Origin of the sequence: Vibrio sp. 10N.261.55.A7 (genome assembly GCF_002877365.1) — a bacterium.
Taxonomy (GTDB): domain Bacteria; phylum Pseudomonadota; class Gammaproteobacteria; order Enterobacterales; family Vibrionaceae; genus Vibrio.
Genome location: NZ_MCWZ01000016.1, coordinates 13,237 through 27,559, shown reverse-complemented (window position 1 = coordinate 27,559; position 14,323 = coordinate 13,237). Strand labels below are relative to the sequence as shown.

The window sequence follows — 14,323 nt, the reverse complement described above, 5'->3', positions numbered from 1 at the left end:
GTCTTAGGCAGTGTGAAACCAATAGCAATCTCCAACTAGGAGGGAAGAATGTTAGGTAATCTCTTTGGACAACTACAAAAAGTAGGGCGCTCGTTGATGCTGCCCGTTGCTGTGTTACCGGTTGCGGGCTTAATGCTCGGAATAGGTAATGCTGGGTTTGCGTTTATCCCTGATGCACTGAGCAAGATCATGCTTGCAGCGGGTGATGGCGTGTTCGGTAACATGCAATTGATGTTTGCGGTCGGTGTCGCTCTTGGCCTTTCCAAAGGCAATGATGGCGCAGCGGCTCTTGCTGGTTTGGTCGGCTTGATCATCATGAATGCATCGCTCGGCATTGTGACAGGGCTTCGCGGCCTTGAAACCGATGCCACCATTATGGGGGTCTCAACGCTGCAAACGGGTGTCTTCGGCGGGATCATCATTGGTGCTTTTGCGGCCATGATGTACAACCGCTTCTACAATATTCGCTTACCTGAATATTTAGGGTTCTTTGCCGGCAAACGTTTTGTTCCCATTATTACAGGCATAACCGCAATATTAGTGGGTGCCGTGCTTGCCTTCTTATGGCCTCCAGTTGGGCAAATGCTTGATGCATTCTCTCATTGGGCTGCGTATCAAAACCCAGTGCTTGCGTGGGCAATTTATGGCGCGGGTGAACGTTCACTGCTACCTGTTGGTTTGCATCACATCTGGAACGCGCCTTTCTTCTTTGAAGTCGGCAGCTACATTGACCCAGAAACGGGCAAAGAGATCACGGGCGAACTGTCTCGTTTCTTCGCTGGTGATAAAACTGCGGGTTATTTGTCTGGCGGTTTCATGTACTCCATGTGGGCACTTCCAGCAGCAGCATTGGCCATTTACCACTGTGCAACGCCAGAGCGTAAGAAAGTGGTGGGCGGTTTGATGGTGACGGCAGCACTGACGTCTTGGCTGACGGGTATCACTGAACCGATTGAATTTACATTCCTGTTCGTTGCACCGATTCTGTACGTTATTCATATCTTCTTAACGGGCATCGCGTTTGCTTTGACCGCATTCTTGGAGATCAAACACAGTACCGATTTTGCGCACGGTGCGATTCAGTTCTTCTTGTACTACCCAATGTCAACGAATGCATGGATGTTCTTCATCATTGGCCCAATCTGGGCATGCCTCTACTACGGGCTGTTCCGCTTCTTGATCACTAAGTTGGACTTAAAAACGCCGGGTCGTGAGACTGAGATGGCTGAAGTGAAGATTGCGGGCCAACCGGATGAAGTCGCTGCGGATATTGTTGTTGCATTAGGTGGTAAGGCGAACATTAAGTCAGTGGATGCGTGCATTACACGCTTGAGAGTCAGCGTTAAAGACATTGCTCATGTGGATAAGAACAAGCTGAAAGAGCTGGGGGCTCGTGAGGTTCTTGTGATAGGCGACAGTTTACAGGCCATATTTGGTACACAGTCTGATAATTTGAAAACAGAAATACACGGTGTGCTGGGTATTGCTTAATTCAATTTAGCTCCTGATCTTACCACCCCCTATATGTGTCAAAACATACGGTAAGATTGCCAACCAGTCCTTTGAACTTCGGTTCTCATGGGCTGGTTTTTTTGGTTTAGTGGTAGTAGGAAAGTTAAAAGTTAAAAGTTGAAAGCCGAAAGCGGAAATAGGGAAGCCTAAGAAAAAGCCAGCATTGAATCATGCTGGCTTGTCACGTATAGAATCGAATTATTGAGGAATTAACTTTGATTGTTAAGGTGCAAGGCACTAGGCGCTTTTGGGGATTCGCTTCATTGCGCATTTACATAGGCCATTCGCGAGGGCAGGGCATCGCTTGCAAGCAGGTGATTTATACGGGACATCAATGGCTGGAAGAGTGGCCGGCAGAGTAGATGGGGTCGATTTTGCCGTTGATATTGAACCGTGATCTTTCCACAGCTTTTCTTTACGTCGTCTGGTTTCGGAAAACGGCGCTTTCTCTTTTTCTGTCTTGTTGCCGTCAACCCACGACAGTTTAGGGTCGATTGACTCAGACAGCTCACTAATTGCATTGAGAATCGCCTGATTGGCGGCTTGTTTGAATTCGTTTGACTTAGAAGAAGGGATCTCAAGCTGAATAATGGTGGTATCGGATTTTTTCGCGATCTTCTTAGCAAGCTTCTTTAATTTTTTTAAAGACTTACGTTTCTTCTTTGCAGCTTTTTGTTTTAGCTTTTCTTCTTTGTTCTTGCTGCCCATAAGTGATCTTCTTCTATCGATTTGTTCTACAACTAACATCGATGCTAATGAAAATTACTCGCATTTACAATAACAAAATGTAACGGCGAGTAAACTTTTTGGGATGGTATATTGTAACTGATTGAAGCAATTAGTTTTTAGCGTAGCGAGCTTGATGAGGATCTAACTCATTTCCGACGGGTTTTGCGATGTCTTGATACAACTCCGGTCGGCGGCCACGAATCCAACGGCGTCCGGTACACATATCCAACTCTTTCGCATTGAGTGTGGCGACGACCATATCGTTATCGACACTGTCTGTTTCAGCGATGATCTCTCCGTATGGGCTTAAAATCATGGCATTGCCTGTCCTTACCTCTTCTTCGTCGACACCCACACCGTTGGCGAAAACAACAAACATGCCATTGTCATGGGCTCTTGATGGCAACCAACGCATTAACCAACCCCGACCTTTCTTGCCTTGCATTTCAGCACGAATGGTTTCTAGATCGTCATGGCGATTGTGCCAAAGCTGCGGGTCAATCAAACCCATCGCGTTCGGGCTGCGTGAATCGCATCCGCCCGTTTGGTGAGGAGCCAATAGAATATCCGCGCCTTTTAGAGCGGTCATGCGCGCATTTTCTACAGGGTTGTTATCCCAGCAAGTCAATATGCCAATACGGCAACCGTGAGGCGTGTCGAAGACGGTATAGTCATTGCCGCTGCTCATATGTTGGCTAATAAACGTGTGCAGTTTTCTATGCTTGGCAATCTCTCCGTTAGGCATCGCCAGTACAAACGTATTATACAGATGACCATCATCGCCTTCTTCAACAAGGCCCGCGCCAATCGACATTTGATTGAGTTTGGCAAGCTTGATGAGCCGCTGTGTGGACTCACCTTCAGGTACTTGTTCTGAGATTTTTTGAATGTCTGCTTTGGTCAGTTTTGTCAGGTGCATGTAACCTGTCAGGCACATCTCAGGGAATAGGATCAATTCAACCTTTTCGTGTTTCGCCTGCTGTACATAGCGCTCGATAATAGAGAAGTTATGATCTTTATCATTGGAACGGTGATTAAATTGAACTGAGGCAACGCGTATATCTTTCATCAATCTCTTCCTGGTTGTTTCGAGTGTTTCATTAACGAAACCGCTCGCGAGTGTGTAACAAATTTCTAGATTAAACCCAGTTTATAAAATTCCTACCATTCCATATAATGAAAACAATTCAGTATTTAATGAGTAAATGGAATGGATATTGACCAGATAAAAGCGTTTTGTCAGTTAGCCGTTGATGGCAACTATCGGGTGGCGTCAGAAAAACTATGTATAACTCAATCAGCGCTCACGAAAAAAATTCAACGTTTAGAAGAGTCTGTGAATACTGAGCTGTTTGAACGAGGAAGGCGTGGTGCATCATTGACATTGGCAGGCAAGGTGCTGCTGCAAGATGCCAATCGAATTGTTGCGCAGTTTTCCAATTTTCAAGCGCTGTCTAGTTTGGTGGCGAAAGGGACAGTAGGGCATTTGAACATTGGGTTTGGCATATCAACGTATCACCTTGCCCCCAGTTTTATTGCGGCATTCAAGCAGCAATTTGAGGGAATTAAAATCACGCTGAATGATATCCCCTCGCAGGTACAAAATACGCAGCTTTGCCAAGGGGATCTGCACCTTAGTTTTAATCGAATGCCGGTTGAATCTCCTTTAGTGGGCTTTCCCCTGTTCAGCGATCAGTTGGTTCTTGCGATTCATGAGGAGGAGATAAATGAAAGCGTTAATTTGGAAGAGAATGTGAACGAGAATTTTAATAAGAATATGAATAAACTCTGGGAATCCATTGCGTCTCTGAATTATCTAAAACTCAATTCAGAAAGAGGCCCTGGCCTTATTTCACAAATTGAACGCTATTTAGTCCATCAAAAAAGACAATTGAATGCAGAGCAGGAGTCCGATGACATCCTCACCCTGCTTGCCTTAGTTTCTGCTCGCATTGGTTACACAATCGTACCAGCCAGCGTGAAACAAATTAGCCCACCCAATATTCGATTTGTTCCGCTATCGGGTAAAGAGAGCCATTGGCAAGTTGGTTTGATTTGGAATCAACAAACGATGAGCCCACTTGTGCAACAATTTGTTGATTTTGTACAAAGTGAGCACCATACGTGACGTCATTTATCGTTACTCAAACTCGCGAAGAACTTTATGAAAAGCCGACTTTAGAATCATCAGAAATGCGATTGGCAGGAGTATCGATTTAAGAAGAAACAAAGCGATGAGGTTCATGAAATCCATGACATAGTTGTTAAACAGTTGAGGCAGGTTGAGGATTTGATCTTGCGTCTCAACCAGTGATTGAGACAATCCCTCAAACGCACCTTTGGTTTTACTCCAAAAACCTTGCTCATCCTGTTTCTCTAATGCTTCTAAGCTATTCACTTCATCGAGTGAAAGGCTGTCGATGCTGCCCGACAATTCATTGGAGCGTTGCACCGACAGATCGATTTGAGGATCGATAAATGCTTGATCAATCAATGCGTTTGCCCCGAGAGAAATCGCCAAAGAGAAACGAACAAAGACGGTAAAAACAAACAACGAACGCGCTTGTCGCTCATAATGAGATAATCGAGCCACCCACAATGCGGCCAGGTACATTGCAGCAAAGAACAGCAGAAAACTATTACCAAGCGCGGAAGAGAAAATCACCAGTAACATTTTCTGCAAGCCAAGTGACGCAAGGGCCGTCATAATAATATGGCTTGTATAAACCAGAGTCTCATTGACTGGTTCAAGCAATTCACCCAATCGAGTGGTGACAAGCCCAACCGAGAACTCAACGCCTTTCGCGGCTGAAATACCGGTACTGAGTGTTTTCACTGACGCGTAAGCGACGGTGCCATGAACGATCGACTGATTCACTTTTTCGTGTGTGTAGTCGTCAATTATTTTAAATGTACCGACTAAGCAAAGAAGGACAATCAAGCCACTTTTAAACCACGTTGAAATCAGCGATGAATGTTTGTTTTGAGTGTCATCGTTACGCGGATTTTGGCTTTCGCCTAATGCTTCTCTATCGAGTTCTTTCCTGTTGTGACTGCCTTCATTGTGACTCGTTTCCATACTCTCTGTTCCCATACTCTTTGTTTCTGAACCCATCATGACACATGCTTAACAATTCTTAGAAGTGTAACGGTGAACTCGGTTACTTTATAGAGTGGGGATGTGATAATAAGGTTATATTATTGAACACCTTCAAATTAGCCTTAAGGTTAATTCAGGTGAAAGGTTAGCCTTGCTGAGTGGACGATTGAACGGATAACACTACACGTTGAGGTCCTGTTGGCAAGTCACGCTAAGAGTAATCATCGAACAAATAGAAAGGACAAAAGTGAATGGATTTTGAGTACATAAAAGACCAAGACGTATCTTCTGACTTAGATCAGAAATTACGACAGTTACTCAGCGCGAGTTTTCTTAATGGCAATGATCCTGAGACTTTCAGCCGACAACGCTATTACAACGAATGCCCGCAGCATCGTTATCTCTTGTGGGACAACGGAAACATTGCCGCGCACATAGCCGTTCATGATAAGCGTATTCACATCGATGACGTGGAACATACGATCAGTGGCATTGCAGAGGTTTGCGTAAACAGAGAATACAGAAAGCAAGGCTTGGTGAAGCAGCTATTGGAAAGAGTTCTACAAGATAGTAAAGCACGGGGTGACGCGTTTTCAATACTCTTTGGTGAAGCAAAAATCTATGGTTCTAGCGGTTATGTCACCATGACAAATTTGCAAATGTTAACCCCTGAGGAACAGTGGGTTAGCGTCGATAAAGTGATGGTCTGTGAACTTCATCAGCCGTGGCCAAAAAGTAACGTTCAACTGGTTGGCAAAGCGTTTTGAACCTAATTGAATTGAGAAGGTTGCTACAGCCTTTGGGGTTGCCTTCTATATGACGCCGGCATTTACATGAAGCCCAATGTTTGGATTAGAGCGGGCATTGTTTTTATTTATGGTTCTTCTATTGATGCGATAGCCCATCAGCATCGTGCTCTACAGCTCGTTTGGCCAAAGGAAGGCACGTGTTGCTCCTTCAATGATCAACCGATATCAGGCCCATTAATCGTTGACTCTAATGTTCAGCATCGGTTGCAGATGGATGAAGGGTGGGTGTTACTCATTGAATCCACAAGCACGCTTGGCTCAATCTTAGCCGATCGCCTATCTAGCCAGCCCTTTCATCAGTTTCAACTTGAAATAGAACAATTAGATATCGACGATAGTGCAGAGCTTATGAGGTTGATTTCCCCTTTGTTTGAAGCGATGGAATTGCCGATTAATGCGATTAGAAACAATGTGAGCCAGGTGACAGACCCTAGAATCAGAAGCGTGCTTATTGAGCTACAACGATCGTTGAGTGTTGAAGGTGCGGGCTCTAGTGACTGGCGTGCTGCGGAAGTGGCCGCATCGCTTTCACTGTCAGAAAGTCGATTTTTGCATCTTTTTAGTGAGATGTTGGGCGTGCCGTGGCGGCCATATTTATTATGGTGCCGAATGTTGTGTGCGGTTGAAGCGATCATCAGGGGGCAATCTGCCACTCAAGCCGCTCATCACGCAGGCTTTTCTGATAGTGCGCATTTAAGCCGAACGTTTAAAAAGACATTTGGTATGACGATTCGGCAAGCGAGTGAACTGTTTAAATCGTTACCCAGATAAAGCTGATCCCTCTACTTTCAACCTAAGAAGTCGCGCGTTCCTTTGGGCTTGTGACTATGGCTTTCATTGCGCGTCTACTCATTATCTCACGCTTACTCATCTCGCCTCTTTGTACTTAGTTCTTAATTATCTAATCATTGAATGATTTTCCAGCGTAGCCAGTTTATTCAATTTTTAGGTCAGGCTTATGAGTATGCTTTCCACTAAAGAGAAAAGATGGAGAGACTCATGAACACACGAATGAATGAATACCTTCTGGCAACGCCAATACTCGATTTCGAAGACCAATCCATTCAAGAATTAGTTGACCAACGAGGCTGGGCTAGGAAGTCAGAATATGATGCCGTTGGCGAGATTTACCAGTTTGTAAAAGACAGTATCGCGTTTGGATATAATCGCGACGACCGATTGCCGGCGAGTGACGTATTAAAAGACGGTTATGGACAATGTAATACAAAGGGTACGTTACTCATGGCATTGCTTCGGGCCGTTGGTATCGCGACGCGTTTTCATGGTTTTACTATCTACAATGAATTACAAAAAGGCGCGATCCCTGACTATCTCTTTGTAGTCGCACCGGAACGCATTATCCATAGCTGGGTCGAAGTCTATCTAGACGAGAAGTGGATTAATCTGGAAGGCTACATTCTAGACAACGACTACTTAAAACAGATCCAGTCAAGCTTCCCGCACACAAAGGGCGCATTTTCTGGGTACGGTATTTCGACGAAATGCCTGTCTAACCCGAATGTTGATTGGACGGGGCGTGATACGTATATACAAAGTGAGGGGATTGCCGATGATTTTGGAACCTACACACAACCTGATGATTTTTACTCTGTGCATGGAAGCAATTTATCAGGGATAAAGAAGGTATTGTTTCGCTATGTATTGCGCCATTTGATGAACGTCAATGTGAGCCAGATACGAAAAAATGGGGTGACCCAAAAGGCTGCTTCAAAGGTGAGAGTGAATTAGCCCAACGTCGAGCGAAGCAGGAGATTAAGAGCGCCTTTGAACAAAGCCAAGTCAGATTGAATCGCAATCTAGACTTGGCTTTATTACTTTTTTGATTAACGAGTGGATGAGAGTAATTGTTCTCTCTTAATACTGTCTTCAATCGCTCGCTCTGGTTGGTGGCGAATGTAGAGGACGCTTGCGAGTATGAACGTCAGCAGTTCGCCAATCGGCAGCGCAATAACGAATCGATTGTCTTCAAACACAAAGAATAAAACGATGAGCAGCGACGCTGGGAAAATTAGACTGCGACAAATGGAGACCATACCCGACTGGAAAGGCAGATGGATTGCGGTCAGATAGCCCGATATTGTCATGTTGATGCCTGCGAATACAAACACTGGCCATAAGTAATAGATGAAGTCGATGGCCATGCCGACCGTTGTTTCTGCGCCTTGAGTATCAAGGAACATGTAGATCAGCGACTCATTGAAATAGAGCAGAATGAAGATAAACAAAACGCTCACTACTGCACTCATCACGAAGGTCACATTCAGAAATTGCTTTAGCCGAAGGCTGTTCTTTGCCCCAAAGTTTTGACTGAACATCACCTGCGCGGTGTCCGAGATGGAGAAATAAACCATGAACCCAATCATCAATAGATAATTCAGTACCGTTATTGCCGCCACACCGTCGACTCCTGCGCGAGAAATCAACATCAAGTTGAAGAGAAACGCGATGATCCCACCTGATATCTCATTAATGAATTCGGATAAACCGTTGTACGCTGACTGGAATACTTCTGACCATTTCTTCTGGCGAATCGAAAAGTGCAGTTTTCGCTTGCGGCTGAAAAAATAGGCGAGAAGCGTCAGCAGCGGAAACAGTTGTGATAACCCTGTTGCCCATGCTGCGCCGGTTAATCCTAAGTCCCAAACCGCGATAAGTAAGTAATCGAGCGCAATATTCAAGACTGAACCGATCACCAATGCCGTTGCCGCTAGCGTTGGAAAACCGTCGAGCCTGATATAAAAATAGAGCACGATTGTGACAAGTTGAGCCAGTAAGAATGGCATGATGACCTGGTAGTATTGGCTCATGAGAGGGATTAACTCATCTCCTGCACCTAACAGTTTAAACAGCTGTACCTCAAAGATGAGGCCAAGAGAGATAATGACTAAGGCGTAGAGAACGACAGCAATGAGCGTCTTACTAAAAATGGCGGAGGCCGCGGCAGTGTCATTTTCTCCGAGGTATTTCCCTGCCCTTACTGAGCCACCAATAGAGAGCATCAAACCAACGCCGAAAAGGACCGATAGAATTGGAATAATGAGATTGACTGCGGCGAGTGCGGACACTCCGACATAGTTCCCAATGAATATTCCGTCGACGATCGAAGCGGAACTCATCGCCAACATACCGACAATAGAAGGCAATAGATACTTTAAAAATGTGGAGAGAATGGGGCCATTCAAGGCATCATTTTGTGTTTCGTCTTGGGGTTGCATGTCGCTCTCTGGAAGATGGGGGAGACGACCCGAACCTTATCAATATTTACTTATTAAGACTAGGTGTATCGAATGAAAATACGAGTAAATATTAATAAAGAAAAAAACTAAGCTCTTGAATTTATTAAGAGCTTAGCCGTTTGTTCAATCTAAGCGGTGTATCGGGAAAGGGGAGTGATAACTAAGGTTAGGCGTGAGTCGAAAGCACACTGTTATCTGTGCCAAATGAGTTACCTACATACCCATCTGCCGCAGGGTCATTTTCCCACTGAGACTCATTGATCAGGTAGCGAAATTCAAAGTTGCTTTCTTTTGGTAGACGAAGCTTAGTCGTAAACACTTTTTGGCGGTTGAGTTTCATTGGTGTGGTTTGCCATTCGTTGAAATCTCCACATATCGAAATGCTGGTGATCTCTTGGTCTTCTTTTGGCCACTGGAATGTGATTTCAACTTCATCTTTGGTTTTAAAGTATCGTTTTGTAAACATATTCAATCCTTTTTATAAGTTAACTAACTGATATGAAGCAAATAAAGTGCCAACCTAAAAGCACGGTTATCGGCTAATAATGCTAGCCATACAGTACCGTGAGCATCACTTTGGTGCAAGCCGTTGCTTATTGGTGCGAGCAGTTGGTTAAAGAGCGAGGGCTAGGCCAACTCGCTCTTTAACCATTGGGAGCTATCCGTTAGGAATGAGAAGCTTCAAGTGTGAGGGTCGAGCGATGCTTGTGATCCCAAACCCAGCGTTCTTTGTCATCATGGAAATGACCGCCAACCCAATACGCCTGACTAACCTTTAATTGTCCTTCAAGGCATGCTTTGCCATTTGTTGTTAACGTTACTTCCTGTTTAAGCCATGCTTCATCACTTGAATTGATTGTCAGTATCGGCGTTTCCAATTGAGTTAATGGCAATAGCAAGGCGTAAAACATCACGTCCCCTAAACAAGGGAGAGGATCGGCTTTTTGAGACTTTTGGAATAGCTCACTAACGGTGATAGGGGTTGTTTCCTTTGCAAGAACAGATAACGCGATATGTTGAGTCTTACTTAGCCCAGTCGTCGTTTGTGGAAGCTCTTGTAAATAGCGCATAAACACTTTGGCAATGTTAGGCAGGCAGTCAAGGGTATGTTGATCGACTAAGTCAAACAGCGTGTTTGGGTTAGAAGAGCGCAAAGCTTGCCAACAGCGCTGCGCTTGGCTCATGAGCTTAGCATTAGCCGTTTTTCGGTTTGCCCAACAGGAGCGAATGGCTTCCTCAGGAAGTTGCCCAAACCCAATAAAGCGGTCCGTTCCTGGGAAGTGATTGATTTCAATCACCTCAATGATTGCATCTGTGTTGTTTTGCAATAGCGTCAAGGTGCGGATCAGCATGAACTGATCATAAGCATCATGTTCAACCCACAAGACAATACGTTGAAATTTTGGGTTGATCAGGGTGTCGATACTGCGCTGTTCAGATTGCGCTATCTCTTGTACCGAGTCGGTTCTGCCCATAATGGGCAATAAGGTGTCCACAACGTATTGCGCTCGAATGGCCACAAAAGAGTGGTCATCACTCGGCACTGGGCCAATACAAAGAGGATCAATTAAAGGTAGGAACTCACCTTCGAAGCCACATGTCTTTAGCTTGTTTTGAATGTCGTGCCCGCATCGTACATGCAGCGTTGTGAGTTCGCTGTCTAATCCTGTTGCTTGCAACTCTATCGCTTGCTTGTGTGAGGTTAAGTTTTCCGTGTGCGTTTTTAGCTTACTCCAGCTTGATAGTCCTAACTCTCTGGCTAGCGCGCATTGAACGTCGGCCAATTGAACATTGTCAGTGGTGAGGTCTTCGGGATTTGGGTGGAACGGTTTTATCGCTTGCAAGGCAAGGCGATCGCCAGATCGAATGGCTTTTAGGCGTTTCTTAGCAACGGATTTTTGATGGTTTAGATTTATTACGAAGTCGTTATGAGAGTGCATATTTCACCATTTCTATTACTTCAACACTCGCCTAATTAAGAAGTCTATAAAAGATGGTAAAAACAAATTGTACTTGCCGAAGCAAGGAAGTTTAAGTGCCATGAACAGGGTTCTTTCCGCGAGTGTTGGTGGCTTGAGGCAAAAGCCAACTCATCATAGGGAATAAGATTAATATTATCAATATAAATCATTAGAGAGATTAATCTATTGAAAGTGGTATTCATCTGCATGCATCTAGGGCTGGTTGGCTTGCTCAATTGCTTCTTTGAGTTGGAATTCTTGGGGCGAAGAGAATGCTTTGATAAGCTCTGCAACCACTTGATTGAAAAGTAATCAGAATCGTTTCTTATTTATAAGACTGTAAATAAAAATCACAAACTTAATATGATATCTAGTGCATCAAATACCTGCAAAAACCTGACGTACGCCGAATACTTTGTTATTTTTACTAATAGAAGAAATATTTTGTAACAACAAGATTCGCGCTATAAAGTTTGGCGCTCAGGGTGCTTATGGATGTTGATGTAATACGCCACAGTGTTTTGGTGAAAGAAGTCTCGGGTGATGTGGTTGTTGTCTCTGTTGATGGTAGTGCGCGTAAGGCACAAGCCGGAGACACTATTACGCAAGATCACATTGTTATCACAGCAAATAACTCGAGTATTACTCTAGAAGATGCGGCCTCTGAAGTGCATCTAAATGCCAACTGCGTGGCATGCGGAAATACTGAGAGTGCGTGGAATGTCGCCCCCGTGTCGGCAGAAGTCGGGTTTGACTTAGAGCAACTCGGTGAAGCATCCCTGAGTGAAGATGATTTAGCGGCCATTCAAGACGCCATTTTGGCTGGAGAAGATCCGACCGAAATTCTAGAAGCGACCGCTGCAGGTGGCGCGGCTGGTTCCGCTAATGCAGGCTTTGTGACGCTTGAATTTAACGTTGACCCAGTGCTTGCGAGTACCTTTTTTGAAACAACGGGGTTCACCCGTGACGCTGCTCCGACCTTCGATGAAGACAACAGACCAACGCGGTTACCTGAGGGCGGAGAAAGCATTGCTACCTCTGTTACTGAAGGGACGGTGTCACTCAGTACCTATCCGCAAAGTTCTACAACGTCTATAACGGTATTCTCCGGTGACTTGTCATTAGACCCAGACAGCTTTGTGCCTTTAAGCACTTCGCTTACCTCTCTACTAGCTGAGCTTTCAAGTGATATTACTTCTTCTGGTGGTTCGGTCACTTTTCGGTACGACGCGACAGAAAACACCATTATTGGTGAGAATGCCGAGGGTGCGGTTCTCAGCATTCAGATTGAAGGGGCTTCGCAAGGAAACGATGTTGATTTGCAGATCACCACCACGATCAGCCAACCTATCGACCATTTGCCGTCTGTCGGGGCTGGACAAGTCAGTTTCGTTGATGATCAAATCACCGTCTCGTTCCAGATTCAAGGTGCAGACGATGGTGGGAACGCATTGCTGCTTCCTGTCGAAGCACAAGTCACCATAGAAGATGGTATTGATCCGATCGCGGCTGTGGCTGATGTGAATAACCTAGAGTCTGATGACGCCGCCATTGAAGGCACACTGGTACAGATTGGGAGTGACCTTCTATCATCGGTGGTGTTTGATGATTCTGTGCTTGCGCAGTTTGAGGGTTTACTGAGCGATAACAACGAGACACAGGCTTCTTTATCTGCAGATTCTACTTTATTAACATTGTCTGTTGTGGGCAGCGACGACCCTGTATTGACGGTGTCGCTTAGCACTGACGGTTCGTACACCTTTCAACAGTTCAAACCGCTTGAGCATAATGGCTCTGACGGAAGTGACAATGATGTTTTAACGCTTTCTTTAGCCACCATTATCACGGATTTTGATCAAGATTCGGTGGCCAATAGCATTAATGTTTCCATTACCGATGGCGACAATCCAATTATCACTGGTGTGTCATCGATTGATTTGGATGAATCTGGTGTGGCTGGTGGCTCTACTGAAGGAGTCGGCATAGTTTCTGGTTCGGGTAAAATTGATGTTTCTGAGGGCAGTGATGCAATCGACCATTTTGAGCTTGAACCGAGCGAATTTAATACGAGTGGCGCACTCACTTCACAAGGCGAAGTCATACAACTTGAATTTATCTCACTGGAAAATGGCGTTCGAAACTACGAAGGGTTTATTGAGTTAAACGGCAGTCGAATCACCGTTTTTGAAGCGTCGCTTAACCCTGTCGACAGTGACAATCCACTGCGTGAAGATTATTCGTTTACTCTGCTTGAGCAAATCGACCACCTAGGCGATGAACAAGACACCTCAATAACGATTAATTTGCCTGTTTATGCGGTGGATGCGGATGGCGATCGCTCTCGATTGTCTGAACAATCTAACAGTGATGAAGCTGCGTTTATCCAAGTTAACGTGCAAGACGATAATTTGTCTTTGCTTGATGGCGTGTTTTCTGTCACTGAGCCCACGACTGCAGGCAGTGAAGTGGTTACGCATAGCCTGTTTGAATATGAAGGGGCTGATACCGCAACGATTCAGTCCTTCACGTATTCGGGTGACAGTTATACCCTGAACCCGAATTTAGGTGATGATGCAATGCAAACCTTCGAGTTTACTGAAGGGACGTTGTCGATTTCATTAAATGGTGAATTTGAGTTCAGTGTGGCTCGCGACATTGACCACTCACAAAATGAGACCATCACTGAGCAATTTGTTTTCACGGCAAAAGACGCAGACGGTGACATTGATACCGCAACGGTTGATCTGAGCATCACAGATGGGCAGGACCCAATCATCAATACAGTGCCAAGTGTTAGCCTGTCAGAAACTCAATTAGATGATGGCTCTAGCTCGACCAATGCGCCAGTGAGTACCTCGGCATCCATTAGTTACGCCGAAGGCAGTGACGACATCAGCTACTTTGAGATTGCGGTCGCTGAATTCAATACGGACGGAGCGCTGACCTCGAATGATT

The 14,323-nt window shown here is 45.0% G+C and carries 12 protein-coding genes; 6 read left to right on the top strand and 6 right to left on the bottom strand.

The genetic code is table 11. The annotated features are described in order from the left end of the window. Positions 1–48: 48 nt before the first annotated feature. Entirely contained in the window at positions 49–1,491 is a 1,443-nt protein-coding gene (gene ptsG / locus BCU12_RS01880) for a glucose-specific PTS transporter subunit IIBC (RefSeq protein WP_102402705.1), read from the top strand. Positions 1,492–1,749: 258 nt separating this feature from the next. Here the strand turns inward: ptsG and BCU12_RS01875 are convergent, their stop codons facing one another. Together BCU12_RS01875 and BCU12_RS01870 are read right to left on the bottom strand one after the other, a co-directional pair. Further along, positions 1,750–2,220 (bottom strand): hypothetical protein, encoded by a 471-nt coding sequence (locus BCU12_RS01875; protein WP_102402704.1) that lies wholly within the window; start codon positions 2,218–2,220, stop codon positions 1,750–1,752. Between the two features lie 130 nt (positions 2,221–2,350). Next, entirely contained in the window at positions 2,351–3,313 is a 963-nt protein-coding gene (locus BCU12_RS01870) for a nitrilase-related carbon-nitrogen hydrolase (protein WP_198599225.1), read from the bottom strand. A 138-nt stretch (positions 3,314–3,451) separates the two neighbouring features. Here BCU12_RS01870 and BCU12_RS01865 point away from each other — a divergent pair, with 138 nt between their 5' ends. Beyond that, the gene (locus tag BCU12_RS01865) at positions 3,452–4,369 is read left to right on the top strand and encodes a LysR family transcriptional regulator (RefSeq protein WP_102402702.1); all 918 of its coding nucleotides are present in this window, start codon (positions 3,452–3,454) and stop codon (positions 4,367–4,369) included. Between the two features lie 12 nt (positions 4,370–4,381). Here the strand turns inward: BCU12_RS01865 and BCU12_RS01860 are convergent, their stop codons facing one another. Then, positions 4,382–5,320, bottom strand: a complete 939-nt coding sequence (locus BCU12_RS01860; protein WP_102402701.1) for a hypothetical protein — start codon at positions 5,318–5,320, stop codon at positions 4,382–4,384. A 272-nt stretch (positions 5,321–5,592) separates the two neighbouring features. Here BCU12_RS01860 and BCU12_RS01855 point away from each other — a divergent pair, with 272 nt between their 5' ends. From BCU12_RS01855 to BCU12_RS01845, 3 genes are all read left to right on the top strand, one after another. Next, positions 5,593–6,108, top strand: coding sequence for a GNAT family N-acetyltransferase (locus BCU12_RS01855; protein WP_102402700.1), 516 nt, complete (start codon positions 5,593–5,595; stop codon positions 6,106–6,108). A gap of 66 nt (positions 6,109–6,174) precedes the next feature. After that, positions 6,175–6,921, top strand: coding sequence for an AraC family transcriptional regulator (locus tag BCU12_RS01850; protein WP_102402699.1), 747 nt, complete (start codon positions 6,175–6,177; stop codon positions 6,919–6,921). Positions 6,922–7,149: 228 nt separating this feature from the next. Further along, positions 7,150–7,899 carry a transglutaminase family protein gene (locus tag BCU12_RS01845; protein WP_102402706.1) on the top strand — a complete coding sequence of 250 codons (750 nt, stop codon included), beginning with the start codon at positions 7,150–7,152 and terminating at the stop codon, positions 7,897–7,899. Between the two features lie 95 nt (positions 7,900–7,994). On the opposite strand, the gene BCU12_RS01840 is transcribed toward BCU12_RS01845, so the two are convergent. The 3 genes from BCU12_RS01840 to BCU12_RS01830 form a co-directional block, all read right to left on the bottom strand. Next, complete coding sequence (locus tag BCU12_RS01840) at positions 7,995–9,386, bottom strand: MATE family efflux transporter (RefSeq protein WP_102402698.1); 1,392 nt, start codon at positions 9,384–9,386, stop codon at positions 7,995–7,997. A 187-nt stretch (positions 9,387–9,573) separates the two neighbouring features. Then, complete coding sequence (locus BCU12_RS01835) at positions 9,574–9,873, bottom strand: isoamylase early set domain-containing protein (protein ID WP_102402697.1); 300 nt, start codon at positions 9,871–9,873, stop codon at positions 9,574–9,576. Positions 9,874–10,072: 199 nt separating this feature from the next. Then, positions 10,073–11,347 carry a DUF1835 domain-containing protein gene (locus tag BCU12_RS01830; RefSeq protein WP_102402696.1) on the bottom strand — a complete coding sequence of 425 codons (1,275 nt, stop codon included), beginning with the start codon at positions 11,345–11,347 and terminating at the stop codon, positions 10,073–10,075. Between the two features lie 512 nt (positions 11,348–11,859). On the opposite strand from BCU12_RS01830, the gene BCU12_RS01825 reads away from it, so the two are divergent. Next, positions 11,860–14,323 (top strand): retention module-containing protein (locus BCU12_RS01825; protein WP_133153796.1); only part of this gene is annotated, 2,464 nt, incomplete at its 3' end.